Annotated in this window: 21 protein-coding genes; 13 read left to right on the top strand and 8 right to left on the bottom strand. The window is 60.5% G+C overall.

Going from position 1 to position 25,328, the window contains the following annotated elements:
- The first annotated feature begins 119 nt into the window (after positions 1 to 119).
- The 3 genes from rpoC to DHV10_RS14875 all read left to right on the top strand — a co-directional run bounded on the left by rpoC (position 120) and on the right by DHV10_RS14875 (position 6,978).
- Positions 120 to 4,310: a DNA-directed RNA polymerase subunit beta' gene (rpoC, locus tag DHV10_RS14885; RefSeq protein WP_109487130.1), complete on the top strand. Its 4,191-nt coding sequence runs from the start codon at positions 120 to 122 to the stop codon at positions 4,308 to 4,310.
- Between the two features lie 239 nt (positions 4,311 to 4,549).
- On the top strand, positions 4,550 to 5,737 hold the full coding sequence (locus DHV10_RS14880) for a BON domain-containing protein (RefSeq protein ID WP_109487129.1): 1,188 nt from the start codon (positions 4,550 to 4,552) through the stop codon (positions 5,735 to 5,737).
- Positions 5,738 to 5,937: 200 nt separating this feature from the next.
- Positions 5,938 to 6,978, top strand: coding sequence for an SDH family Clp fold serine proteinase (locus tag DHV10_RS14875; RefSeq protein ID WP_204101423.1), 1,041 nt, complete (start codon positions 5,938 to 5,940; stop codon positions 6,976 to 6,978).
- Positions 6,979 to 7,078: 100 nt separating this feature from the next.
- On the opposite strand, the gene DHV10_RS14870 is transcribed toward DHV10_RS14875, so the two are convergent.
- Positions 7,079 to 9,427, bottom strand: a complete 2,349-nt coding sequence (locus DHV10_RS14870; protein WP_109487127.1) for a GGDEF domain-containing protein — start codon at positions 9,425 to 9,427, stop codon at positions 7,079 to 7,081.
- 243 nt (positions 9,428 to 9,670) lie between these two features.
- On the opposite strand from DHV10_RS14870, the gene rocF reads away from it, so the two are divergent.
- Positions 9,671 to 10,651 carry an arginase gene (rocF, locus tag DHV10_RS14865; protein WP_109487126.1) on the top strand — a complete coding sequence of 327 codons (981 nt, stop codon included), beginning with the start codon at positions 9,671 to 9,673 and terminating at the stop codon, positions 10,649 to 10,651.
- A 46-nt stretch (positions 10,652 to 10,697) separates the two neighbouring features.
- On the opposite strand, the gene DHV10_RS14860 is transcribed toward rocF, so the two are convergent.
- On the bottom strand, positions 10,698 to 11,570 hold the full coding sequence (locus DHV10_RS14860; RefSeq protein ID WP_109487125.1) for an SDR family NAD(P)-dependent oxidoreductase: 873 nt from the start codon (positions 11,568 to 11,570) through the stop codon (positions 10,698 to 10,700).
- A 267-nt stretch (positions 11,571 to 11,837) separates the two neighbouring features.
- On the opposite strand from DHV10_RS14860, the gene DHV10_RS14855 reads away from it, so the two are divergent.
- Entirely contained in the window at positions 11,838 to 13,016 is a 1,179-nt protein-coding gene (locus DHV10_RS14855; protein ID WP_109487199.1) for a D-alanine--D-alanine ligase family protein, read from the top strand.
- Positions 13,017 to 13,142: 126 nt separating this feature from the next.
- The gene (locus DHV10_RS14850) at positions 13,143 to 13,649 is read left to right on the top strand and encodes a hypothetical protein (RefSeq protein WP_109487124.1); all 507 of its coding nucleotides are present in this window, start codon (positions 13,143 to 13,145) and stop codon (positions 13,647 to 13,649) included.
- A 28-nt stretch (positions 13,650 to 13,677) separates the two neighbouring features.
- On the opposite strand, the gene fabD is transcribed toward DHV10_RS14850, so the two are convergent.
- The gene (fabD, locus tag DHV10_RS14845) at positions 13,678 to 14,625 is read right to left on the bottom strand and encodes an ACP S-malonyltransferase (protein ID WP_109487123.1); all 948 of its coding nucleotides are present in this window, start codon (positions 14,623 to 14,625) and stop codon (positions 13,678 to 13,680) included.
- A gap of 140 nt (positions 14,626 to 14,765) precedes the next feature.
- On the opposite strand from fabD, the gene DHV10_RS14840 reads away from it, so the two are divergent.
- Positions 14,766 to 15,287, top strand: coding sequence for a hypothetical protein (locus DHV10_RS14840; protein ID WP_109487122.1), 522 nt, complete (start codon positions 14,766 to 14,768; stop codon positions 15,285 to 15,287).
- A gap of 103 nt (positions 15,288 to 15,390) precedes the next feature.
- On the opposite strand, the gene DHV10_RS14835 is transcribed toward DHV10_RS14840, so the two are convergent.
- Positions 15,391 to 16,212, bottom strand: coding sequence for a rhomboid family intramembrane serine protease (locus DHV10_RS14835; protein WP_109487121.1), 822 nt, complete (start codon positions 16,210 to 16,212; stop codon positions 15,391 to 15,393).
- A gap of 74 nt (positions 16,213 to 16,286) precedes the next feature.
- Positions 16,287 to 17,747 (bottom strand): M28 family metallopeptidase, encoded by a 1,461-nt coding sequence (locus DHV10_RS14830; RefSeq protein ID WP_109487120.1) that lies wholly within the window; start codon positions 17,745 to 17,747, stop codon positions 16,287 to 16,289.
- A gap of 145 nt (positions 17,748 to 17,892) precedes the next feature.
- On the opposite strand from DHV10_RS14830, the gene DHV10_RS14825 reads away from it, so the two are divergent.
- Both DHV10_RS14825 and DHV10_RS14820 read left to right on the top strand, forming a co-directional pair.
- Positions 17,893 to 18,090: a hypothetical protein gene (locus tag DHV10_RS14825; protein WP_109487119.1), complete on the top strand. Its 198-nt coding sequence runs from the start codon at positions 17,893 to 17,895 to the stop codon at positions 18,088 to 18,090.
- Positions 18,087 to 18,455 carry a carboxypeptidase-like regulatory domain-containing protein gene (locus DHV10_RS14820; protein ID WP_162601557.1) on the top strand — a complete coding sequence of 123 codons (369 nt, stop codon included), beginning with the start codon at positions 18,087 to 18,089 and terminating at the stop codon, positions 18,453 to 18,455. Before DHV10_RS14825 ends, DHV10_RS14820 begins: the two co-directional genes overlap by 4 nt.
- 1 nt (position 18,456) lies before the next feature.
- Here DHV10_RS14820 and DHV10_RS14815 read toward each other — a convergent pair whose 3' ends face one another.
- A complete protein-coding gene (locus tag DHV10_RS14815; RefSeq protein ID WP_109487117.1) occupies positions 18,457 to 18,825 on the bottom strand; it encodes a VOC family protein in 369 nt (122 codons plus the stop codon).
- 85 nt (positions 18,826 to 18,910) lie between these two features.
- Between DHV10_RS14815 and DHV10_RS14810 the strand changes: the two genes are divergently transcribed.
- On the top strand, positions 18,911 to 19,228 hold the full coding sequence (locus tag DHV10_RS14810) for a helix-turn-helix domain-containing protein (RefSeq protein ID WP_109487116.1): 318 nt from the start codon (positions 18,911 to 18,913) through the stop codon (positions 19,226 to 19,228).
- Between the two features lie 14 nt (positions 19,229 to 19,242).
- On the opposite strand, the gene gatB is transcribed toward DHV10_RS14810, so the two are convergent.
- Positions 19,243 to 20,718: an Asp-tRNA(Asn)/Glu-tRNA(Gln) amidotransferase subunit GatB gene (gene gatB, locus DHV10_RS14805; protein WP_109487198.1), complete on the bottom strand. Its 1,476-nt coding sequence runs from the start codon at positions 20,716 to 20,718 to the stop codon at positions 19,243 to 19,245.
- Positions 20,719 to 20,790: 72 nt separating this feature from the next.
- Entirely contained in the window at positions 20,791 to 21,723 is a 933-nt protein-coding gene (locus DHV10_RS14800; protein ID WP_109487115.1) for a VOC family protein, read from the bottom strand.
- Positions 21,724 to 21,840: 117 nt separating this feature from the next.
- Here DHV10_RS14800 and DHV10_RS14795 point away from each other — a divergent pair, with 117 nt between their 5' ends.
- The 3 genes from DHV10_RS14795 to DHV10_RS14785 are packed head-to-tail and all read left to right on the top strand — an operon-like array spanning position 21,841 to position 25,287.
- Positions 21,841 to 23,295, top strand: a complete 1,455-nt coding sequence (locus DHV10_RS14795; protein WP_162601556.1) for a M20/M25/M40 family metallo-hydrolase — start codon at positions 21,841 to 21,843, stop codon at positions 23,293 to 23,295.
- A 46-nt stretch (positions 23,296 to 23,341) separates the two neighbouring features.
- The gene (locus DHV10_RS14790) at positions 23,342 to 23,986 is read left to right on the top strand and encodes a thymidine kinase (protein ID WP_109487113.1); all 645 of its coding nucleotides are present in this window, start codon (positions 23,342 to 23,344) and stop codon (positions 23,984 to 23,986) included.
- A 44-nt stretch (positions 23,987 to 24,030) separates the two neighbouring features.
- Positions 24,031 to 25,287: an MFS transporter gene (locus DHV10_RS14785; protein ID WP_162601555.1), complete on the top strand. Its 1,257-nt coding sequence runs from the start codon at positions 24,031 to 24,033 to the stop codon at positions 25,285 to 25,287.
- Positions 25,288 to 25,328: the final 41 nt, after the last annotated feature.

Genomic DNA, 25,328 nt, shown 5'->3' with positions numbered 1-25,328 from the left:
GTTTTCGGTGTCCTTCTTGAAAGCGGTAAATGCCGCTTCCCGGGAAGGAAGGACCCGACGAAGTTAATCCCCGGGAGATACCGCGGCGGTTGCCGCAAGGCCCGCCAAGGAGGGTCGCCTTGTTCCGTTCAAACCCGTTTGAACTCACCAGCCCGATAACCGATTTTGACGCCATCCGCATCATGCTGGCTTCGCCGGAGAAGATCCGGTCGTGGTCGCATGGCGAGGTGACGAAGCCGGAAACCATCAATTACCGCACGTTCAAGCCGGAACGCGACGGCCTGTTCTGCGCCCGCATCTTCGGGCCAGTCACGGACTGGGAGTGTCTCTGCGGCAAGTACAAGCGCATGAAGCACCGCGGCGTGATCTGCGACAAGTGCGGTGTTGAAGTGACCGTGAGCAAAGTGCGCCGCGAACGCATGGGCCACATCGAGCTTGCTTCCCCCTGCTCGCATGTGTGGTTCTTCAAGGGCCTGCCTTCGCGTATCGGCCACCTGCTCGATATCTCTCTGCGCGACCTTGAGAGCATTCTGTACTTCGAGTCCTACGTCGTTGTCGACGTGGGCGACGCGCCCGTGAAGGAGCGAGAGATCATCAAGGACGAGGCTCGCTATCGCGAACTCGACCAGCAGTATCGTCCCTCGGGCTTCAAGGCCATGATGGGCGCCGAAGCGATCAAGGAACTGCTGAAGCGCGTCACCATTGAAGAGCTCGCCATGGAACTCCGCGAGCGCATGAAGACCGAAACTTCGGCGCAGAAGAAGATCAAGTACGCCAAGCGCCTGAAGGTCGTCGAGGCGTTCCGCAAGTCGAGCAACAAGCCGCAGTGGATGATTCTGGATGTGCTGCCGGTCATTCCTCCAGAGCTGCGCCCGCTGGTGCCGCTGGACGGCGGCCGTTTCGCCACTTCTGACTTGAACGATCTCTATCGCCGCGTCATCAACCGTAACAACCGGTTGAAGAAGCTGATGGATCTGCACGCGCCTGAAGTGATCGTGCGCAACGAAAAGCGCATGCTGCAGGAAGCTGTTGACGCTCTGTTCGACAACGGCCGCCGCGGTCGTGTGCTGAGGGGCGCAAATAACCGCCCGCTCAAGTCGCTCTCCGACACGCTGAAGGGCAAGCAAGGCCGCTTCCGTCAGAACCTGCTCGGCAAGCGCGTCGACTACTCCGGCCGTTCGGTCATCGTGGTCGGCCCCGAGCTTAAGCTGCACCAGTGCGGTCTGCCGAAGAAGATGGCGCTCGAGCTGTTCAAGCCCTTCATCTATCACCGCCTCGAGCAGACGGGTCACTGCACCACCATCAAGCAGGCAAAAGAAATGGTGGAGATGCAGGAACCGGTGGTCTGGGACATTCTTGAAGAAGTCATCAAGGATCACCCGGTACTGCTGAACCGCGCCCCAACGCTTCACCGTCTCGGCATCCAGGCTTTCGAGCCGGTGCTGGTGGAAGGCAAGGCCATCAAGATTCACCCGCTGGTCTGCACGGCGTTCAATGCGGACTTCGACGGCGACCAGATGGCAGTGCACATTCCGCTGTCGCCTGAAGCACAGATTGAAGCCAGCGTGCTGATGCTCGCGTCGCACAACATTCTTTCTCCCGCATCGGGTCAGCCGATCACCGTGCCTACGCAGGACATGGTTCTCGGTCTCTACTACCTGACCAAGGAAAAGAAGGGCGGCAAGGGCGAGGGCCGCGTGTTCTCGAACACGGAAGAGATCCTGATGGCTCTGGAAGCGAAGGAGCTGGAGACGCTGACGCCGATCCGCCTGCGCTACACGGGCAAGGTTCTCGACATGACCACGGCGTACGACGATCAGGACCTGACGCATACCGAGCCGGTTGACTTTACCAACGAGTACATCAACACGACCGTCGGCCGCGTGATTCTGAACGACGCGCTTCCCGCGGGCATGCCGTACATCAATGGACTGCTCAAGAAGAAGGGCATTGGGCAGCTGGTGAACTACTGCAACCAGAACCTCGGTCTCGAGGTGACGGTGGGCATGCTCGATCGCATCAAGCAGCTGGGCTTCCAGTTCGCAACGCGCTCGGGTCTGTCGGTCGGTCTGGATGACATGGTCATCCCCGCCAGCAAGTACACCGTGGTTGAGGATGCTGACCGCAAGGTGATCGAGGTCCAGAAGCAGTACATGGACGGCGCCATCACCAACGGCGAGCGCTCGAACAAGGTCATCCAGATGTGGTCGGCTGTGACGGACCAGGTTGCCGATGAGATGTTCGGCAACATGAAGCGCGCGGATCAGGAAGGAGCCATGAATCCGATCTACATCATGGCCGACTCCGGCGCCCGCGGTTCGAAGCAGCAGATCCGTCAGCTGAGCGGTATGCGCGGACTGATGGCCAAGCCTTCGGGCGAGGTTATCGAGACGCCGATCACCGCGAACTTCCGCGAAGGACTGACAGTGCTCGAGTACTTCATCTCGACGCACGGTGCGCGTAAGGGCCTGGCCGATACGGCACTCAAGACTGCCGATTCGGGCTACCTGACTCGCCGTCTGGTCGACGTGGCGCAGGACGTGATCGTCACGGAGTACGACTGCGGAACGAGCGAAGGCATCTACGTGGGATCGATCGTCGAGTCCGGCGAGATCATCGAGCCGATGCGCGACCGTATTATCGGCCGTGTGTCTCTCGAGCGGATCAAGGATTACGACGGCAACGTGGTTGTCGAAGTGAACCAGCCGATCGATGAGGACATTGCTTCGGCGATTCAAGGTGCGGGTGTCGAGAAGGTGAAGATCCGCTCGGTGCTCACCTGCGAATCGCGTCGCGGCGTCTGCGCTCTCTGCTACGGCCGCAACCTCGGGTCCGGACGCATGGTGGAACTCGGCGAGACCTGCGGCGTTATCGCGGCACAGTCCATCGGCGAGCCGGGAACGCAGCTTACGATGCGTACCTTCCACGTCGGCGGAACGGCCAGCCGTGTGCAGGACAAGTCGCGACTGGATGCGAAGAATAACGGCTTCGTGCGCTTCATCAACCTGAACACGGTTGAGAGCAAGGACGGAGCTCTGGTTTCCATGAACCGCTCAGGGTCAATTGCAGTCGTTGACGAGCGTGGACGTGAAAAGGAGCGCTACGTCGTGGTCTATGGCGCCCGTCTCCGGGTGAAGGATGGCCAGGCGGTTAAGCTCGGCGACTTGCTTGCTGAGTGGGATCCGTACACCTACGCGATTCTCACGGAAATCGGCGGCACCGTGCAATTCAAGGACCTGCAGGAAGGCATCACGCTCAACGAAGAAGTCGACGAAGTTACCGGCCTCTCGCGTTGGGTGGTTGCCGATGCTCCCGATGAGAAGCGCCAGCCTGCCTTCATGGTGAAGAACGCGAAGGCTCACAAGCGGTATCTGCTGCCTCGCGGCGCTCACCTGATGATTCAGGATGGCGACGAGGTGGGTCCTGGCGATGTGCTTGCGAAGATTCCGAAGGAGTCCACGCGTACGAAGGACATCACCGGCGGTCTTCCGCGCGTGGTCGAACTCTTCGAAGCCCGCAAGCCGCGTGAAACGGCGATCATCAGCGAGATCGATGGTGTGGTTCGCTTCGGCGAAGTCACCAAGGGTCAGCGCAAGATCTACGTCACGGCTGACAACGGCGACGAGAAGGAGTACTCAGTACCTCGCGGCACTCACGTCAACGTGCAGGAAGGTGAACGCCTGCGCGCCGGCGATCCACTGATGGACGGTCCGTTGAACCCACACGACATTCTTGCCGTGCTGGGCGAAAAGGAACTACAGGCTTACCTGGTGAACGAAATTCAGGAAGTCTACCGTCTGCAGGGCGTGGCGATCAGCGACAAGCACATCGAAGTGATTGTTCGCCAGATGCTGCGCTGGGTGCGGATCGACGAAGTGGGCGACACGAACTTCCTGCTCGAGCAGCAGGTGGATCGGTTCCGCTTCCGCGAAGAGAACGAGCGCGTGGTGCGCGAGGGTGGCCGCCCGGCACTGGGCCGTCCGCTCCTGCTGGGTATCACCAAGGCATCGCTCTCGACCGACAGCTTTATCTCGGCAGCCAGCTTCCAGGAGACGACACGCGTTCTTACGGAAGCCAGCATCAACGGGGCGATCGACAATCTCCGTGGCCTGAAGGAGAACGTGATCGTAGGCCGACTCATCCCGGCAGGCACGGGGCTCGAGTACTACCGCAACGTACAGCTCTCTCCGGAGCTTGAGGAAGCGGCGGCTCGAGTCCAGCAGGAAGTGCATGCTGAGAAGGAAGCCGAAGAGCGCGAACTCGAGATGATGCGCCAGGAAGGCGAAGCAGAAGAAATGGCGGCAGAGTAAAGACAGTTCTCAGTCACCAGTTTTCAGTTATCAGAAGGCCCGGTATAAAAGCCGGGCCTTTTCTTTTGCGGGACGCTCAACCGGGTAGGTTGGTAAATCGAAATAGCAGTTGAGCGGACCGGTATTCTTGTGGTTCGCTGGGGCGAATATCGGCGAAAAACGCATCCAAGCGGGGCCGGGAAAGTCTAAATCTTAGGTAGGCGGCAAGTCCGCCGAGTTCTTCTAGTAAGAGGTTCGCAATGAAGCAGGGAACCATCGGTCGTACGCAGTTTCGGTGGTCAGCAGTCATGCTCCCCAAAGCAGGAGTTGTGCTTCTGACTGTAGTGGTCGGGCTTGCGGCGGGATGCAAGATGAAGCAGGCGGGCGCGCCAAGCGATCAGCAGATCGCAAGCGACATTCAATCGAAGATCAAAGGCGAGTCGGCGCTCGCGCAGCAGAATATCCAGGTCAGCGTTGCGAATGGAGTTGCCACGCTGAACGGCACCGTCAGCGACGAAGCTTCGCGCGCGCTGGCGGCGAACGACAGCGGCACGATCGGCGGCGTGAAGACGGTGATCAACAATCTGACGGTTCAGCCGGCGTCAGCAGCAGCGCCGATGCCGGCGCCGCAACAGACCACACCGGTGGCTGAGCCGACGCCGGCTCCGACGACTTCCCGCGATCGGGATCGAGACAGGGATCGAGATCGGGATTCGCGTGCGGACCGTCGGAAGCGGCACGACTCCGACCGCGCGGACAGTGCTCCCATCAGCGCGCCTGTGACGCCCGCGTATCAGCCCGGTCCAGCGCAGGCAGAGAATACTCCGCCGCCTCCACCGGTGCAGGCTGCTCCTCCGCCTCCGCCGCAGCCGGTCGTGCGAGACGTGACCATCCCGGCGGGAACGGTGATTCCGGTACGAATCACGGAGACGCTGGACAGCAAGACGGCCCAGACGAACGATGCCTTCCACGGCGCGCTCGCGGCCGATCTCGGAACACAGGGCGTGATTGCGTTGAGACGCGGAGCGCCGGTCGTGGGCAGGATTATCGAGGCGCGCGAGGCGGCGCACTTCAAAGGGCAGTCGCTGCTGAGTCTTGAATTGACTGATATTCAACGAGGCGGTCAGAAGATTCCAGTCACTACGGATGCGTACACGAAGCAAGGCGCGGCGCGCGGCAGGAATACAGCTACCAAGGCGGGAGGCGGCGCGGCGTTCGGAGCAATCATCGGCGCGCTCGCGGGCGGCGGCAAGGGCGCTGCAATCGGCGGACTCGCTGGAGCCGCGGCGGGCACAGGAGTGAACGCAGCAACGCGCGGCGAGCAGACGGTGATTGAAACGGAGACGCTGGTCAACTTCCAGCTGCAGTCGCCAATCACAGTGAGGGTCACGATTCCGCCTCCTGGGTCGAACGCAGGAGACGACGATCCCCAGTTGCAAAGGCGCTAGAAGCTGGCTTACTAAAGTGTCTTTGTAGCTACCGCTCCGTCATGGCACGCAAGTAGCTGCAATCAGGTTGGTTCGCGGCTGGTACAAACAAGAAGCGATGAAGGGCCCGGCGACAAGCCGGGCTCTTTTGTCTTTGGCGAAATTAACATCGTGCTAATATCTAGGCATTCACGACAATTCAATATTGAGCGGTACCCGAGTTGCCTAATCCATCTGTCTCTGTATCTGTCTCTGAAGTTGCCGTAATCCGTCCCGCGGCCACCAAGCCGCCGATGCTGATTGAGCGGACCCAGCCGGTCCTCGACAAGCTTTCGACGCTCCTCGGCGAACCCGTCATCACCTACTGGATTTCAGGCAAGGGCTCGATTTGCCAGAGCGATGTCGCGAGCCTCTATGCGCTGCTGCGCAATATGGGCAGCATCGACCGGCTGTCGCTGTTCGTGAAGTCCGACGGCGGGTCGGGGCAGGCGTCGCTGCGGATGGTCAACCTGCTGCGCCGGTATGTGAAGCACCTGACGGTGCTGGCTCCGCTGGAGTGCCAGTCGGCGGCGACGATGCTCGCGCTGGGCGCGGACAAGATTCTGATGGGGCCGTTGGCACATCTCTCGGCCGTGGACACTTCGCTGACGCACGACTTGTCACCGATCGATCGCGACAACGACCGCGTAAGCGTGAGCAACGATGAGCTGCTGCGTGTGATTCGCCTCTGGACGGAGCAGGCGAAGGACTCGACAACGAATCCATACGCGGCGTTGTTCCCGTACGTACATCCGCTGGTGATCGGCGCCGTGGATCGCTCCAGTGCGCTCTCGACGCGGATCTGCGAAGAAATTCTCTCCTATCACATGAGCGACAAGGACCGCGCGCGCGAGATCAGCAACAATCTGAATGCGGGCTACCCGTCGCACAACTATCCAATCACTCTGCGAGAGGCCAAGCGCATCGGCCTGAACGTCGAACCGATGGAAGACAATGTGAACGCGCTGCTCTTCGAACTGAACGAGATTTATTCCGAGATGGGGCAGAGCGCCAGCACCGACTACGACGAGAAGAACTCGCACGACAACAGCATCATCAAGGTGATGGAAGCGAGCGGCACGATGGTCTACTACCAGCTCGACAAGGATTGGCACTACCGCAGCGAGGAGCGCCGCTGGGTGGCTCTCAATGAGAAGAGCCAGTGGCGCAAAGCAGACCTCACGAACGGTAAGGTCGCTATCTCGCAGCTGCACGTTCGGTAGGGATCAGGGTCCAACGATCAATGGGCCCGCAGCACTGTACCACGGGGGGGAAATGAAGGCGCCGATCCATTTTGGATCGGCGCTTTTATTTGGGTGTGACTTAGCGGCGCGGCTTGAAGAGAGCCTGCTGCAATTGGCCGGGCATTTCCGTCTTGTGACGCTTGGTATGTTTGTTGACGTACATGGCCGCATCCGCAGCGCTCAGCAGGCTGTCGGCTGACGTGCCGTCTTCGGGGTAGAGTGCGATGCCCACGCTGGCGCCGCCCCGCAATATGTACCCTTCAACGGCGAACGGTGCGTCGAAGCAGCGTTCAAGTCTCTGGGCGACTTCTTCCAGCGCGGCGCGGCTGCGGACCACGGGCACGAGCGCGGCAAACTCATCGCCGCCCAGGCGCGCGAGCATGTCTCCGGTGCGCAGCTGACGTTTCATGCGCATCGAGACTTCGTGCAGGTAGAGGTCGCCAACGTGGTGACCGTAAAAGTCATTCACCTGCTTGAACTCATCGAGATCGATATAGACCAGGCCGAAGATTGAGTTTTCGGTCCGAGCCTTCTCGATCTGCTCCTCCAGATAGCGATCCAGAGAGAAGCGGTTGTAAATGTCGGTGAGCAAGTCGAACTCCGATCTGTATACGAGGTCTTTGTAGAGCTTGCGAGTTTCAATGGCGAGTGTTGCCAGGCGAACTCCGGCTTCCAGCATCGCGCTTTCGTCTGGGTGAATGGGTTCGCCTGATTCGGTTGCGGCGTACAACGTTCCCAGCGAGCCACCGGCGCGCGCCGGGATATCAAGATGACCGATTCGAAAACCGCTGGAACTGGCGGGAGCATTGCCAAGACTGCCCCCATCCAGCATCTCGCACCACGCAAAGGGACAGTCGAGGCTGAAGGCCACCATCTCAGTGATGGCTTCAATCAGTTCCGGCAACGGGCGTGAGCTGTTGATGTCTTCGAGAATGCGGCTGCGCTTTGCTTCGAGCTGCGCGTTGTGCCGCTCCTGCTTTGCGACGGTCTCGGAGTTTGCGGTGATCGCAGCGGTCTGGCGCTTGAGCTTCGCCAGAAGAGTCCATCCCCATGCGCCGATCAGCAGCACGATGATGAGAAGCACGCCGATGATGCGCGTGAGATTTCCGACGTTGAACCACGAAGGAGCAGCGACCGCGATGATGTCGTCCGAGGACCGCATCAAAACGTCGAAGGGCACCTGTGTATCGAACGGGTTGGACGCGCCCATCAGGCAGATTCCGGTGACGCGGACCCTCGATCCTACGGGAATCTTCTTCATCGCAGGCAGAGGCGTGATTCTTGTGCTCAGTTTGGCTGGATGCCGGTAGATGGCCGAGAACAGGCTGCCGCCGGAGTCGAGTACGTACTCATCCTGCGCGGCTCCGCGATTCTCCGCGACCACTACGCCTTCGGTGCTGACGAGATCGAACAGGTAGTGGCTAGTCGCCAACTCGCTCCAAGTTACGGAACGCGGCTGAACCGGGCTGGCGACCTTTGTGTCCTCGATCTCTCCGCCCATGAGGGTGAGAAAGCCATCGTGAAGGCCGGGAAAGCCGATTGCATCCGCTTGATGGCCAACCTGCAGCGGCTCGCTCGAGTGAGTCATGACCCAGATGCTTCTGGAGCCGCTCTGCAACACGACAACAGAGCCGGGCTGGTAGTAAGTGACGGTGCCGTGAACGCGGACGCGCTCCGACGTATTGTTGACGTGATAGGCAGCAAGGACCTCATCCATGCGCGTAAGCGGAAGGTCCCACGGATCCTTGAAGGCTGGCTTGATTACCTTGATCGCAGCAAGCGAGTTGGCGTGCAGAAGAATGCCAGTGACCTGCATCTTCCCGTCGAAATGACCGGAAACGGCTCCGGTGAGTTCGACTTCGGCATCGAGCATCTGCTTGACGGCCGGGATGTCGGCGCTGTCGACCACGGCATCGATGGCTCCGCCTTCGGTGCGCATCTGCATGGAGATGCTCGGGACGTCGGAACTGAGCACGAGGTCGACGCTGCGCACGACAGCGCGAACGGTGACGAGTCGGCAATCGAACATCGCGCGAATGAGGGAATCGTAGGTCGCGGGAACCGGCCGCGGCAGAGCCCCGTGGCGAAGCACCGTGACGTTGGCTCCCGCTATGAAAGGCCTGAAGCTTTCGTGTGTGGTTCCCTCGATGATGATTCGGTCACCAGGCGCAAGCTGAATGGGTACGCGTGGCTGAACATAGATGCCAAGGTCGCCGTCCTGGACGAAGAGGGTGCGCTCGTATCCCCGGTAGTAGATGACTGTAGCCTCGAATGAGACTGGGAGCTGGTGGCTGGCCTGGGCATTCGAAAGGGCATGGATCGCACGCAGAGAGGTGAGAGGTTTCTGTCCGGGGGCAAGGGCCGGCATCGACGCGATCGCGAGCGCCAAGCCGAGCAAAACACGTGCCTTCCGGATCACAAGATCCATCGCCGGGTTCCTTCTCTACTGCTTTCGTGTTAGCCATTGATATCGGTAGACTTAGCACGAAATTCCAGGCTGTAATTTCGTTCAATGTTACGTCGGAACCGAGGCGCAGACGGTACACCTTTTGGGGAATCGAGGCTACATCGGGGATAGCAGCCCAGAACGAGACACTCGTCCCGGATCGGGACAGGAGCTACGGGTCGCAGGGTATGATTTCTGAGGCCGGAACCCCGGAGAAGCTCGTGCATGGCGACGAACCCTGAACTTAATCCCCTGATCACCACTTTCCCCCCCAGCGGAACTCAATCCTTACCAACCCGGAAGATTCGCGTGATCGGCGTGCCGCTCGATATGGGCGCGAGCAGGCGGGGCGTCGACATGGGCCCTTCAGCCATGCGTGTGGCCGGTCTGGAGGCGCGGCTTGAAGCGCTGGGCCACCAGGTGAAAGACGGCGGCAACGTAGCAGTCGAGGTGGCGGAGACCCAGAACGTCGGCAGCCCGAACGCGCGATACCTGAAGCAGATTGCGGACACCTGCACCCGGACGGCGAAGGCCGTGACAAAGGCGCTGGAGGATGGGATGACACCGATGGTGCTGGGAGGGGACCACTCGATCGCGGTCGGATCGGTCTCGGGTGTGGCGGAGTTTTACCGGCGGCAAAATCAGAAGATCGGCGTGATCTGGATCGATGCACATTCGGACATCAATACGCCGGATACGTCTCCCAGCGGCAATGTGCATGGGATGCCCCTCGCGGCGCTGCTGGGGATGGGGCCGGAGCAGTTGACCAACGTGCTGGGCTACTCGCCGAAGATCTCGCCCGAGAACACGGTGCTGGTTGGCGTTCGCGATATCGATCCGGCGGAGCGGGCGAACATCCGGCGCGCAGGTGTCGGCGAGGTGTACACGATGCGCGACATCGACGAGCGCGGGATGCGCGCGGTGATGGAGGAGGCGCTAAGGGCTGCTGGGCGCGGGACGGCGGGTTATCACGTGTCGCTGGACATGGACTGGATCGATCCGGAGGATGCTCCCGGCGTGGGGACGCCGGTGCGCGGCGGTGCTACGTACCGCGAAGCGCACCTGGCGATGGAGATTCTGGCGGATCATGGCCGGATGTTGAGCTTTGAAATCGTCGAGGTGAATCCGGTGATCGACGAACATAACCGGACGGCGGACCTGGCGGTCGAGCTTGCGTGTTCGGCGTTTGGGAAGAAGATTCTTTGAGGGGTCGGTGCTGCGGCTGCTCGCCAGATCGTTAGCTTCGCGAGGATCACGCTTGCGAACCCAGCAGCTTTATCACGGCTGGTGTGGGGTCGAGCGGGTTCTCGAGTTTGAGGAGACGTTCGACGCGCATCTGGACCATCTCCATCCAGCGCGGATCGGTGAGAACGTAGAACTGCTCTTTGCGGATGGCATCGAAGACGTCCTCTGCCACCTTTTCCGAGGGCGTGCTTTTTTCCAGGATGGACTTCAATGCAGCGAGGCCGGCCTGACGTTCGGGCGTCATTGGCTGTTCGGGATTTCGCAACTCTTCGGGTCTGTTGCGCTCGCTGAAGGCGATGTTGGTGCGCGTTGTGCCTGGGCAGAGTACTGAGACCTTGATGGGGGACTTTCTCTGCTCGAGGCCCAGGTGGAGATTCTCGGAAAGAGCCACCACGGCGTGTTTGGTGGTGACGTAGGGAGCTGATCCGGCGCCGGCGATCAGGCCCGCTCCCGATGACGTGTTCACGACATGGCACTCGGTCTGCTGTGCGATCATGCGCGGCAGAAAAACCTTGATTCCGTTAATGACACCCCACAGGTTTACGCCGATGGCCCACTCCCAGTCGTTCCAGGTGGCTTCCCAGGCCACGCCGCCGGCTCCGATTCCGGCGTTGTTGAACAGAAGGTGAACCTGTCCGAATGCGGCGTACGCCTTGTCGGCGAGCGCTTCGACGTCGGCGCGCTTCGATACGTCAGTGCGGACGCAGAGCACTGTGCCGCCGCGAGCCTGTAGGTCTGATCCTGCCTGGTCGAGTGCCGCTTGTTCCACGTCTGCCAGTACCGTCTTTACGCCCAGCGCCACACATTGCTCGGCGATGGCGCGGCCAATGCCGCTGGCGGCGCCGGTTATCACTGCCACTTTTCCTGCGAAGTCCTGCATTCGTTCGATCCTCTGTGTTCAAAACAGCTCGTTGAACATAGCGGGTTTGCGGCGAAAATACAGCCTGCTATTTTTTGGAAGGCAGAGATATCATAAGAATGGGAGGACGCGTCACGAGCCTTCCAATCCGCCCTAAAACTCCCGCCTTAGTCCAAGCCGTTCTGGTTAGCCTTCCAATCGTGAATCCAAGAGTCGTTCTACACGGGTGAGCGTCACGTACCTTTGGCATCACTCGCGATAACGCTGGTGTGAGCGACAATGAACGTGATGGCAAAGAAACTGCGCGTGGGCATTTTGTTTGGTGGGCGGAGCGGCGAGCATGAAGTTTCGCTGCTCTCGGCGGCTTCGATTCTGAAGGCAATTGATCGCAAGAAATATGACGTGGTCCCGATCGGGATCACGAAAGAGGGCCGATGGCTTGGGGCAGGCGACGCTCACGGCTTGCTCGAAGGCCAGGAGAGCGCTGCGGGCCGCAAGCTGCGAGCTGGAGATCCGGAGACGACGCCGGGCGCGAAGCTGCTGCATGAGGGCATGCCTACGCTTCTGGCTCCGGTGCCTGTATCTGCGTCCTCAACGGGCGAATTGAAGCGGCGTCTTTCGGATCAGGCTTCCGCGATTGATGTCGTGTTTCCGGTGTTGCACGGGACATTCGGCGAGGATGGGACGATTCAGGGTCTGTTTGAGTTGGCAGGGATCGCGTACGTCGGGTCGGGCGTGCTGGGGTCGTCGGCCGGCATGGACAAGGACGTGATGAAGCGGCTGTTCGCGCAGGCGGGGCTGCCGATTGTGAAGCACGTGACGGTGCTGCGGTCGCAATGGGAGGGGTCGCCGCGCAAGACGATTGCGCAGATTGAGGCGGCGCTGAAGTATCCGCTGTTTGTGAAGCCGGCAAACCTGGGGTCCTCGGTCGGCATCAGCAAGGCTCATAACCGGAGGGAACTGGGGCCCGCCCTGGATGAAGCAGCGAAGTACGACCGGAAGCTGGTGGTGGAGCAGGGCGTGGTCGGAAAGAAATCGGGCGCGCGCGAGCTTGAGGTGGCCGTGCTCGGCAACGATGAACCGAAGGCCAGCGTGGTGGGCGAGATCATTCCGGGCAAGGAGTTCTACGACTACGAGGCCAAGTATCTGTCAGAGGGATCGGTGCCGGTGATTCCGGCGAAGCTGACGGGGGCCGAATCGAAGAAGATTCGCGAGATGGCGATTGCGGCGTTTCGCGCGTGCGATCTGGCGGGGCTGGCCCGGGTCGACTTCCTGATGGAGCCGGATGGCAAGCGGCGGATCTACATTAACGAGGTGAATACGCTGCCCGGCTTCACGCAGATCAGCATGTATCCGAAGCTCTGGGAGGCAAGCGGGATCAAGTACACGGACCTGATTACGCGATTGATCGAGCTGGCGCTGGAGCGGCAGGGGGAGAAACAGCGGAACGTGTACAGCAGGGATTAGGGAACAGAGTGGCACTTACTGGTGTCTAAGTGAGTGTGCTGAGCTCTGCGCTCCTGCTCGTTACTGACTACTAACTACTCCCTGCTCACTGGTGTGCCTTATTCTTGAGTGCGAGGAAAGTTTGCGATGACGCTGCTTGATGCACCGAAGTTCGACGAGGCGCGCGACCGGCGCAACCGCCTGATGGTCTACAGCGCCGGTGGACTGGTTCTGGCTCTGATTGTGGGGTTCTGGCTGGCGTCGGGGCACCCTGCCGACTGGCCGTGGAACTGGTACACGCACATGCGCGGACGCCATGCCATCAACAGCTTCATGGAGTCGGTGGAGAAGAACGACCTGAAGAAGGCGTACGGCATCTGGATGCACGACCCGAATTGGCAGCAGCATCCAGACAAGTTCGGCATGTACCCGTTTCAGCGGTTCGAACAGGACTGGGGACCGAACAGCAGCCAGAACGAGTACGGCGTGATTCAGAGCCACGACATCGTAGCGGCGCGCGTCTTCAAGAACGTTCTGCTGGTGGGCATGTTCATCAATGGGCGCAAAAGCAAGGCGCTCTTCCTGACGTACTTCCCTAAGGACCACACGCTGAACTTCGCGCCGCCGGATGAGGAACTGTACCTCGGGCCGTAGGTCGGCGCTCACATCCAGGTTGCAATGATCAGGCGGAGGCTAACTCCGCCTGAGTCTTTTCGAAGCTTGCAGCGTCTTCTACGTTCAACGATTTCTGCGCGGGGTCGATCTGCTTGAGCAGGCCGCAAAGCACTTTGCCGGGGCCGACTTCCACGAAGATTTCAGCTTCCGCGCCGATGAGGGCTCGCATGCAGTCGACCCAGCGAACGGCTCCGGTCACCTGCTTCACGAGCGCTTCTCGTGCGCCGTCCGCCGTGGATATGATGGTGCCGCTAACGTTGGCGGCGACGGGGATCTGCGGATCGCTCAGCTTGAGGGCGGCAAGAACGCGCGCTACTTCTTCCTGAGCAGGTTGCATCAGGGCGCAGTGGAAGGGTGCGCTGACGGGAAGCATCACGGCACGGCGGGCGCCTCGCTCTTTGCAGAGGGCGGCGGCTTTCTCCACCGCAGCGGCTGCGCCGGAGATGACTGTCTGGCCGGGCGAATTCATGTTGGCGGCGGCGACGACGAGGCCTGTATCCTGAGCAGCGGCAGCGCAGGCTTCGGCTACCTTCTCGGCATCGAGTTGCAGGATGGCAGCCATCGCTCCCTGGCCGGGCGGTACTGCCTGCTGCATGGCGCGGCCGCGGGCTTTGACGGAGCGAACGGCATCGGCGAAGGAGAGGGTTCCTGCAGCCACGTGAGCGGACCACTCGCCGAGCGAGTGCCCGGCGGCGAGCGCAGGCTTGATGCCGTGTTCGGCCAGAACGCGAAGGGCGGCGACGCTGACCGTCATGATGGCGGGCTGGGTGTTCTCGGTCAGCTTGAGGTCCTCTTCGGGTCCCTCGAAGCAGAGCTTCGACAGGGCGAATCCGCAAGCCTCATCGGCTTCAGCAAAGGTTTGTTTGGCGATGGGGAAGCGCTCGGCGAGTTCGCGGCCCATGCCGACGGTTTGAGAACCCTGCCCAGGAAAGAGAAATGCGATCTTCTTGTTCATTCCAGAGAGGATTGTATCCCACGGCCGTTCACCGGATTGTGCCGGCGGTCTCGCGGTATGGCTGGCCAGACATGCGGCAACCGCACAGGACGCATCAGAAGGGAGAGCACGAGCGAAGAAGCAGACGAGGAGCAGAGAAGATGGCGGATCGGAACGAGCGGCAGGCAACCGATGTGCGGCCGGGACAGGCCGGAGATCTTTCGCGTCAGGTGGGAACGACCCCCGACGAACTAGACAACGAAGGCGATGTGGAACGAGTCGAGGTGCTCGCCTCAGGCGCTGAGAGCAGCGACGATGTCGAAGCGGACGACATAAGCGAGAAGCTTTCGGAGCTGGCCGCGAGCACCGAGGAAGAGGTGGATGCTCTCCGCGTGAATCTGACGCAGGATGACCATCCGCCAAGCACGCGGGACAGCTCGGGACGAATCGTAGACGACACGGCCGAGGAGCGGCTGGCGCGCTTTACTGAGGCTGATCCGATGCAGGGCGACATCGGCGTGGTCAGCGTAGAGCCGGGGCGGGACGACACGAGCCGTATCCTGCGGCGGCATCATCCGAACACGACGATTGCGGGCTCGGAAGCGATTGTGGAGGGCAACCTGGACGAGCCCATGGATGAAACCATCATGGAGCGAAAGGTCGATGAGGGCACGGCGGGCTGAAGCTGACTTGCGAATGGAAGCCTACCTCAGGGGCTAAAGCCCACTTCATGTTTGCGCGGCTTTTCGGCACGACTGAAGTCGTGCCCTTTCAAAACTGCGCTGATTAGTTCCAGCGCTTCTTGTCTTCGGGATCTTCATCGTCGATCTGGCGGCCGCTGCCGTCGAAACGGACGGTGCGGCCCTGCGACTTCATATAGACTTCAAACTTCTTCGCCGCTCTCCTTCGCTTCCAGCGATAAAAGGCGTTGCGCATGCCGTACCAGCGCTCGCTGACAACGAAGGAGACGCCGCGCTTTGAACGCATGCGGGTGAACAGCCATCCGCCCAAAGCCCCGCCGAGTTGCGCGAACGCATACATCCATGAGCCGGTGAAGAAGTATGCGATGGCGACGAGGCCGTAGATGATGGCGATGTATTTGGCCTTGATGCTGATAGGCAACGGGAACAGCATGAACTCCGTATCGCCATAGAGAACGCCAATGACGACCAACATGCCGAAGACGCCGCCGAATGAGCCGAAGAGCGGTGCAGCCGGAATGGCGTGGCCTGTCATCAGAGCGCCGGCGCAAATGGCTACTCCGGCTATCGCCGTGAAGATGACCGAGGTGGCATAGAGGCCGAGGACCCAATCGCTTGCGTGAAGATTCTCAAGGAAGCCGGCGAGGAACCAGATCGATAGCAGCGCGAACAGAGTGGAAGAGACGCCCAATTGCACGAGGCTGTAGGTGAGCGGCTGCCAGATCCACCCATGGAGGACCGCCTCGGGCCACAACGCTCCGTGCACAAGGAGCCATGAAAAAACATCGGGGCTTGCCGATTTCAGGATGAGCAGGATGAAGAACGTCGCCAGGTTGACGAGCACCAGCAGACGGGTGGCGCCGCGAAAGCTAGGAAACGAAAGTTGGGTGGCGCCGATCCTGGCCATGGTCTTGAACAGGTTAAACGGAACGGCACAGGCGTGTCATGGCCTGAGCTGGTGATGCGGCCTTCGGCTTTCAATTACGGAACCAAGACCAGCCCGCGATGGCCCTTCGCATCCACGGCCCGCACCCCGAAGATCACGTTGTCTTTCGAGATGGGAAGGCTAACGGAGATATCGCCCCCGCCTTCAGATGGAGCGACTTCTTTCACGTACTGCCAGTCGGGGGACGTGGTCTCGCGCCAGAGAACCTCATAATGGGCTACACCGCCGCCCGCCGGAGCCTCCCAGGTCAGGGTGGTTCCATTGCCGAGGTCCTTGGCTTCGATGGCGACCTTCTGCGGCTTGCCCGGAGCGAATGCCAGCGTCGCCAGAGTTGCAGCATTGAGTCGCGCGACCTGCGCCACGTATTTGTAGTCGACAAACTCCGGCAGGTCGCCTTGTACTGGATCGCTGGAGCCCGCAGGCGGCCGGACGACGTTCTTGTGCTGATGATTGAAGTCCTCGCGCCACTCGGTGAAACGTACGGCGGCAAATCCTTCGCGATTGAATGAACTGTGGTCGCCTCCGCGCAGATATCGATCGGGCCGGTCAACGAGGAAGGCGCTGAAGCGGCTGGGCGATGCAGCTCGAGCCAAGTAGGTGCGGTCGACATCGGCAACTTCACGCGCGAGCTCGCGGCTTGAAGAATCGTTCTCTTTTCCCAAAGCACGGATGCGCTGCTGTTCCTGTGCCGTGGCTGCGACCGGGACGCCTTCAGAGAAGACGCGCACGCGGTCCTTCATTTGCAGAGTGTCGCCCGGGGTGGTGTTGCCACCGACGATGTCGTTGTTGAGCACGGCCTCAAGCTGCCAGCCTTCCGACTTCGCCAGCTTGGCGAGATGCTCAGAGCCGACGAGGCCCTGTTCTTCTCCTGCCACGGCAACGAAGACAATCGTTGAAGGGAACTTGACTTGGCTCAGAGCGCGGGCGCATGCCAGCGAAACCGCGACGCCGGATGCATCATCGTTTGCGCCAGGGGCTGCACCGGAGGTGTCGGACCAGTTGGCGAACGTGTTCGAGTTCATTGAATCGTAGTGACCGGTGACAAGCACCATTTGCCTGGCCCGCTCGGGATCGGAGCCGCGCATCACGGCGTACACATTCGCGATCTTTGTGGGCTTGGGAATGCGCCGGGCCCACGGCTCTCCGCTGGCCGGATCGGCGGTGAAGGTGTCGCGCTTGACCTCCAGGCAGCCGCCGCACTGCTGCGAAATCGCCTCGAACTGGCTCGCGATCCAGTCCGCCGCGGCGTTGATGCCCTGGCCCGAGGGAAGGTTACTGTCCATGCTGGTCAATGTGTTACGGGTACCGAAACTAACCAGCGCTTTTACCGTCTGATCTATTTGAGCAGGCGTGATGGAAGCCAGAACGCGAGCGATGGCGGGGTCGGCCGGAGCAGGCTTGAGGGAGGTGGCATGACGTTGATAATCGGGCTGCGCGATGGCGGAGCCGCAGGAAAAAAGTACTCCGCAAAACAACAGCGCGCGCTGAATCTGCATTCTGTTCTCCGATGCGGTACTTCTGAGTGAAGAAGGGTCTCGGCTACTTGACCTCGGCGGCGGGTTTGCCTAAAACTAGCCGGAGTTCGTACCCTAAGGGTACCGTCATCCTACATCAAGGAATCCCTGGAGAGAGGAGGCTGCCATGACAAGCTGCCCGGAATGTGAAAGCGATCTCGATATCGACGTAGAAGAAGTGGAAGAGGGCGACGTGGTCGCCTGCGGCGAGTGTGGAACCGAGTACGAAATAGTCGGAGTGGAACCCCTGGAGTTGTCGAAAGTCGAAGATGAAATCGACGAGGACGATGACGACTACAAGGACGAGGACGAGGAGGAAGAGTGAAACGCAGTCGCGCACGTATGACCGCATGGGCCCTTTTCGCAGCATTGACGCTGGGTACAGTCCCTTCGATCGCCAATCTCACCGCCGCGCATGCCCAGAACGTGGGGCAGCGCAATGTGAGCGGATCGGTGGTCGGGGACGATTCCGCGCCGGTACAGGGCGCGACCGTGTTCCTCAAGAACAGCAAGACCAAGGCGATTCGCAGCTATACCTCCGCCAGCAACGGGCGATTCCGTTTTGCCCAGGTGAGCATGACCGACGACTACGATCTCTGGGCTGAAAAAGACGGCAAGAAGAGCGCCACGAAGACCGTGAGTTCGTGGAACGCAAGCAAAGATTATGAGACAGAGCTGAAGCTGAAGTAAGCTACTTCCGGCTCGACAAGACAAACTGATTTCCATCAGGATCACGAAAGACGGCGGCCGTTCCCCAAGTTTCGGTCGCCGGTTCTTTTGTAAAGACAACGCCCTTCTGCTTCAGAGCCTCGGCTTCCGCAAACACGTCATCGCACCAGAATGATATGGATTGGAACTGGCCGATTCGATCCTCGTGGCCTGGCGGTGTAAAGAGCGTGACGCCCGTATCTGCTCCAGGAAACTTCAGCTCGATCCAACGCTGCTGTGGCGAGAAAGGCTGATCGGTCATCACCTTCATGCCGATCGCCTCGGTGTAGAACTTCAAAGCGACGGCCTGGTCGCGTACGGGTACACCTACAAACTTGATTCCTCTGATCATCTTCACCTCACGCAGGCGAGAGTAACGCGGACTGATTTTTGAGATCAATCCTGTATCGCTTGCTATAGTATTTATCGATACAGCTATGCCGTTGCTGGATGACTACATCACGGACGTACTGATGCGCGATCTCGTCGGTCACGACCACAAACCCGCCAGCTTTCTCGTGTATCTTTGGCTGGCAGCGGAGCAGGCGCGGAGCAAGTGCGAGGTTCGCGCCAGTTACCAGCAGGTCGCCGAGTCCGTGGGAATATCGAAGAGCTCAGCGCAGTCCGCGGTGCGCTGGCTGGCGCGACGCAAGCTGCTCAGCGTAACCAAGGAGACCGTGACTGCAACGCCGGTATACGCCGTGCGGATGCCGTGGCGCGATTCCGCGCGACAGCATGCGGCGAAATCGCGGTAGGCCGGTGAGTTCGATCAGCCTTCCAGCTTCCTCGTGACCAGCTCGTTGAGTAGCGCGGGATTGGCCTGCCCTTTGGACGCTCGCATCACCTGGCCGACGAAGAATCCCGCGAGCGTCTTTTTGCCGGCACGATACTGCTCAACCTGCTTGGGATTCGCGGCGATGACCTCGTCGATCATCTTCTCGATCGCGGAGGTGTCCGTGATCTGCTCCGGCTTTTCGCGCTCGTAGACAGCGGGGAAGTCTTCGCTCTCTTCGAAGCAAATGTCGAACAGACCTTTCATCTGCTTGGAACTGATCTTGCCTTCTTCGAGCAGATCGGCAGCAAGCACCACGCCCGCCATCGAGATGGGCGATTGATCGAGCTCGAGTCCCTGCGCGTTGAGCCGACCGCCGAGTTCGCTGATCAGAATGTTGGAGACGCGCCGCGGGTTCTTCGCGGACTTTGCGGCTGCTTCGAAGCGGTCTGCGAATTCGCGCGACGAGGTGAGGGGCTGCGCGTCCTTCTCGCTCAGCTCGTATTCAGCGACCATCCGCTTGCGGCGGGCTTCGGGCAGTTCGGGTAGTTCCGCCCGTTTCTGTGCGATGAACTCAGGCGTGAGGACGAGGGGCGGCAGATCGGGCTCGGGGAAGTAGCGGTAGTCGTGCGCCTGCTCTTTGGAGCGCATCGAATACGTACGTCCCTCGTTGGCATTCCAGAGGCGCGTCTCCTGGATGACGCGACCGCCCTCTTCGATCAGTTCGATTTGGCGCTCGATCTCGTATTCAAGCGCCTGGCGGATAAAGCGGAAGCTGTTGACGTTTTTGACTTCGGCCTTGGTGCCGAACTTCGGTGCGCCTTTGAGGCGAACGCTGACGTTCGCGTCGCAGCGCAGCGAACCTTCTTCCATGTTGCAGTCGGAGACCCCGGTGTAGAGGAGGATCTCTTTCAGGCGCGTGAGGTACTCGAAGGCCTCGTCGGGCGTGCGGATGTCGGGTTCGCTGACGATCTCGCAGAGCGGAGTGCCGCAGCGATTGAGGTCGAGGTAGGTGCGCGTTGCGGAGTCGGAGAAGCCGTCGTGGATGCTTTTGCCTGCGTCTTCTTCCATGTGCAAGCGCGTGATGCCGATTCTCTTCGTACCGCCCTCGGCGGTGGGAACTTCGATCCAGCCGTGCTCGGCGATGGGCTTGTCGAACTGTGAGATCTGGTAGCCCTTGGGAAGATCGGGGTAGAAGTAGTTTTTGCGGGCGAAGATGGAGCGCTCGCGGACCTGGCAGTTGAGCGCCAGCGACGCGAGCGTTGCGTATTCGACGGCCTTCGCGTTGAGGACGGGAAGCGCGCCGGGCAGGCCGATGCAGACAGGACAGATGTTTGTGTTGGGCTCGGAGCCGAATTTGTTGGCGCAGCCGCAGAAGATCTTCGTCGCCGTCAGGAGCTGGACGTGCACTTCGAGGCCGATCACCGGCTCGTACTTGGCGAGGACTTCAGGAGAGATTGCGGTTGCGGCCATAAGCAATTTTATCGTGGAGAGAACGAGGGCCGCGCCGAAGCGCAGCCCTCGTTCCAATTGCTGATTAGGTGCCTACTCGGACGGATCAGGCGCAGTGAATGGCGAACAGCAGGGCTTCTCGGTCGCCTTAAAGTTCATAAGCTCGGCGCGGATGCCGTCGGGATCGTACATGTTGAATTGGTACTTGCCGTCCTTGCCGATCTTCGGGCCCTGATCGTGACGGCCGTTGCCGAGGCGGTTTTCGGCTTCGAGCTTCTTGTACGCGTCAGGGACGGAGTGTTCGCCGATGGCGAAATGATCGAGGACGCCGAGCGTCTGCTGCGTCATGTTCGCCGGGATGCCGGTGCCGGGGCCGCCGGAGACCATATATTCGAGCCAGTCGTGGCCATCGGGGACCTGCTGGCTGACCCAGTCGGTCTTTGCGTCCGTCATGCCGCCATACCAGTAGGGGCGGAAGCCGAGCAGGTCGCGATAGAACTTGTCTTCGGCTTCGCGGCTGTGGACGAGAAAGCCGACGTGGATGACGTGGCTGCCGATGATCTTCGGCGCATTCACGGGTTTCGCGCTGGAAGAGGGCTGAACGAATTCGATCTTATTGCCCTCGGGATCGGTCACCGCAAACCAGCGGCTTCCGTCCTTGCCCTTTGAGACCGACGAAGGGGTCTTCCAGCTCTTGGCCGCGAGGTATTTGCGCATAGCTTCCGCATCGGATGTATTGAATGCCGCGTGGTCCATGCGATTCACGCCCGAGTTGGCGGGCAGAGGAAGCACCTCGATGTATTGCGTCGCGCTGAAGGCGTACTTTACGCCGGCAGGATTCTCGGGATCCGCTTCTTTGGCCGCTCCAATGATCTCGCGATAGTAGTGATCCGTCGCCGCCGCATCTGACGTGTAAACCGCCAGGTGCGAAATGCTGGTGATCTTCGGCCGTTCCTGCGCGCTGAGAGTAACGGTGCCGAGTGTCAATGCGACCGCTCCGGCCGCGACAAGAAGCTTTCGATACATACCCCACCTCGAAAATGCTGCGGCATCACAATAAATCGATTTGTCGCGATCTGCAACCGAAGTACCCGATGCAGGTCTCCGACTCGGCCCGAGCCAGCAATTTTGTACAATGCAGCCATGTCCCCGAAGGTCGTTTCCGTTCTTCTTTCCAGCCTTTTTTGCGCAGCATCCATCGCTTCTTCCGCACAGTCCGGATCGCTTCCAACGACCACTCCGGCGCAACGGGAGGAGGCTCGCGACATCTTCAAGCAGCTGATCGAGATCAACAGTACCGATACGCCGAAGGGCAGCGTGACGGCGGCTGCGAAGGCAATGCAGAAGCGGTTTCTCGACGCGGGCTTTGCGCCGGAGGACATGCAACTGATCGGACCTGATCCCAACAAGATGAACCTGATCGTGCGCATGCGCGCCGGAGCGCCGACGTCCGAAAAGCCGGTACTCTTCCTGGGCCACCTGGACGTGGTGGAAGCTCTGCCGAGCGACTGGCACACCAATCCGTTTGAGTTTGTGGAGAAGGACGGCTACTTCTACGGGCGCGGGACGCAGGACATGAAAGAGTCGGACGCAGCGCTGGTGTGGACCTTCCTTCAACTTCATCACGACGGCTACAAGCCGAAGCGCGATCTGATTCTGGCTCTGACTGCCGATGAGGAAGGCGGCAAGTTCAACGGCCCTCAGTGGCTGGTGAAGAATCACCGCGACCTGGTGGACGCGGCGTTCGTCATCAACATGGATGCGGGAGGGGTGGAACTCGATCACGGGCGGCCCGTTGTCGCCGATGTTGAGGCTACAGAAAAGGTCTACGCGGACTACGAGGTCACCGCGCGGAATCCTGGCGGCCACAGCTCGCGCCCGCGCCCTGATAACGCCATCTACGAACTGACCACCGCGCTCAACAAGCTTCAGGCTTACTCCTTCCCCTTCGAGCTGAATGACGTCACGCGGACGTACTTCCAGAATCTCGAAAAGCAGGAGAAGGGGCAGACCGCGCAGGACATCAAGGCCATACTTGCAACTCCGCCCGACCAGACTGCAGCGGCGCGGCTGAGCAAGGAGCCGGATTTCAATTCAAACTTCCGCACTACCTGCGTTGCCACGATGCTGAACGCCGGCCACGCGCGCAACGCCCTTGCGCAGACAGCGCAGGCCAACGTGAACTGCCGTATCTTTCCCGGCCACTCGCCGGAGGAGATTCGGCAGGAACTTATCAAGCTCTTCGCCGATTCGAAGCTCAGCGTGAAGTATGTCTCCGACGCGGGCGCAGTGTCGGAAACAGCGCCGGAACGGAAGGCGATCGTGCCGCCGCCGCCCATCAAGGAAGTCTTTGATCCGCTGACGCGCATCACGCAGCAGATCTGGCCGGGCGTTCCGGTCACCCCCGTCATGGAAAACGGCGCCAGCGACTCCATTTACTTTGCCCAGGTCGGCATCCCTTGTTACGGCTATTCAGCCGTCGCGCTGGAGCGTGATGACGACCGGGCGCATGGCCAGGATGAGCGCATCCCAGTGGACTCGTTCTGGAAGTCGCTGGACTTCTTCTACGCATTCACGAAGGCGCTGGGCAGCGAGTGAGCGTCAATCCAACAGCAAAGACCCGGCGACTGCCTGAAGCAGTATCATGAACTCCGACGCAGATGTGAGGGGAGTTCAAGCAGTGCCGGGCAAGATCGAACTGATCATGGGGCCGATGCGCAGCAACAAGACGGCCGAGCTGCTGCGCCGCGCCGAGATGCGCCGCCAGTATGCCAAGCAGTACGTACTTGTGCTGAAGCCCAGCGATGACACCAAAGGCGGTCCTGGGCTGGTGGAGAGCCGCAATCCGAATGGCCATGCGCGGATGCAGGCGCTTGAATTCAACTCCGCCGATCCCTGGCCCGTGCTCGAAAAAATTGCGGAAGTGGAACAGGAGATCGGTAAGCGCGTCGAATGTGTCGCCATTGACGAAGGCCAGTTCGTCAGCGATCTTTTTCTCTTTGCGCGCAACCTGCTCGATGCGAATCATGATGTGCTGGTCGCCGGGCTGGACCTCGACTTCCGGGCTTTGCCGTTCGGCGAGATGCTCAACCTGAGCTGGCTTGTAAATGCCTACGGCGGCAGCATTACGGAGTGCATGGCCTACTGCACCTGCGGCGCGCGGGCTCTCTACTCGCAGCGGCTGATCGACGGCAAGCCCGCAGCGTATGACTGCCCGGTGAAGGTACCGGGCGACGCATATGAGCCGCGCTGCGCCGAGCATTTCATCCTTCCCGGGCGTCCGCATTAGCGTGTAGTCTGGTTCGCGCCTGCATCGAGGAGTATCTGCGTAGAGTGAACGCCGTAGCCATGAGCCCGCTCTACCGCAAGATCGCCTGGCGTCTCGTCCCCTTTCTCGTCATTCTCTACATGGTCGCGTTTCTCGATCGAGTGAACATCAGTTTTGCCGCGCTGACGATGAACCGCGATCTTGGCATCAGTGCTAGAAACTACGGGTTCGCCGCCGGCGTATTCTTTCTCAGCTACTGCCTGTTTGAAGTGCCTGCAAACCTTGTGCTGGCGCGGCTCGGCGCGCGGCGATGGCTGGCAATTCTGATGGTTGTCTGGGGCATTGTGTCGATGGGAACGGCGTTCGTTCACAGCTTGTCCGCTTACATTGCCATTCGCTTTCTGCTTGGGATTGCGGAGTCGGGCTTCTATCCGGGAGTGATCTACTACTTCACCTTCTGGATGCCGCGCGGACTGCGCACGCGCATACTGGCGATGTTTTTGCTGGCGGTGCCGCTGTGCAACTCAATCGGTTCGCCGATCTCGGCCCACATTATGATGCTTGGCGATTTCGGAGGCCTCAAGGATTGGCAGTGGTTATTTCTGATTGAGGGAGCGCCGGCGGTTCTCCTGGGAATTGCAAGCTGGTTTGTACTGGCCGATGGGCCGTGGTCGGCGTCCTGGCTCTCCGATGCGGAGAAAGAGCAGGTCGCGCGCGATCGATCCGGCGAGGATGGATTGCAGGAGACCGGAGAGAAACAGACCGGCCGAGTGATCCGCGACTGCATCGTCTACTTTCTCTGGAGCAGCGGGAACTACGGGCTTACGTTCTGGCTGCCGAAGATCCTTACCGCGCATGGTGCTACGACGATCGCGACAGGCTGGTGGGGAACTGCGACATTCGGGTGCGGCGCGCTCGCAATGCTGTGGGCCAGCCGCAGGAGAGGGTTCCGAACACTTCCGTGGCTGTTTCTTGTCGGTGCGGCCGGGTTTGTAGTTGCGGGTGTCGCGCATACCGCACCGCTCTCAGCGACTGGTTTCTGCATTTCCGCGATGGGGATATTGGCGGGGCTGCCGATGTTCTGGAGCCTGGCCGCGAGCCGTCTTTCCGGGAAAGCCGCCGGCGCGGCGATTGCGCTGGTGAATTCAGTTGGTGCGGTCGGCGCCTTCGCCGGCCCGTCGTCGATGGGTTGGCTGCATGACCTGACGCATCACTACTCGGCGGGACTATGGGCGATTGCGGGGGCGATGACGCTGGGTGGGGTGCTCGTATACGCCGAGTCGACCAAGGCTGCCCATCCGGTGTCCCAGGCGGCGGATTGAGCTCAAGAGAAAGCAACCTTTTCCGCTCGGATTGGCGCTTC

Origin of the sequence: Occallatibacter savannae (assembly GCF_003131205.1) — a bacterium.
GTDB classification, from domain to species: Bacteria; Acidobacteriota; Terriglobia; order Terriglobales; family Acidobacteriaceae; genus Telmatobacter; species Telmatobacter savannae.
Note: the sequence above shows the minus strand (reverse complement) of the source record. Positions and strands in the feature narration are given on the sequence as shown.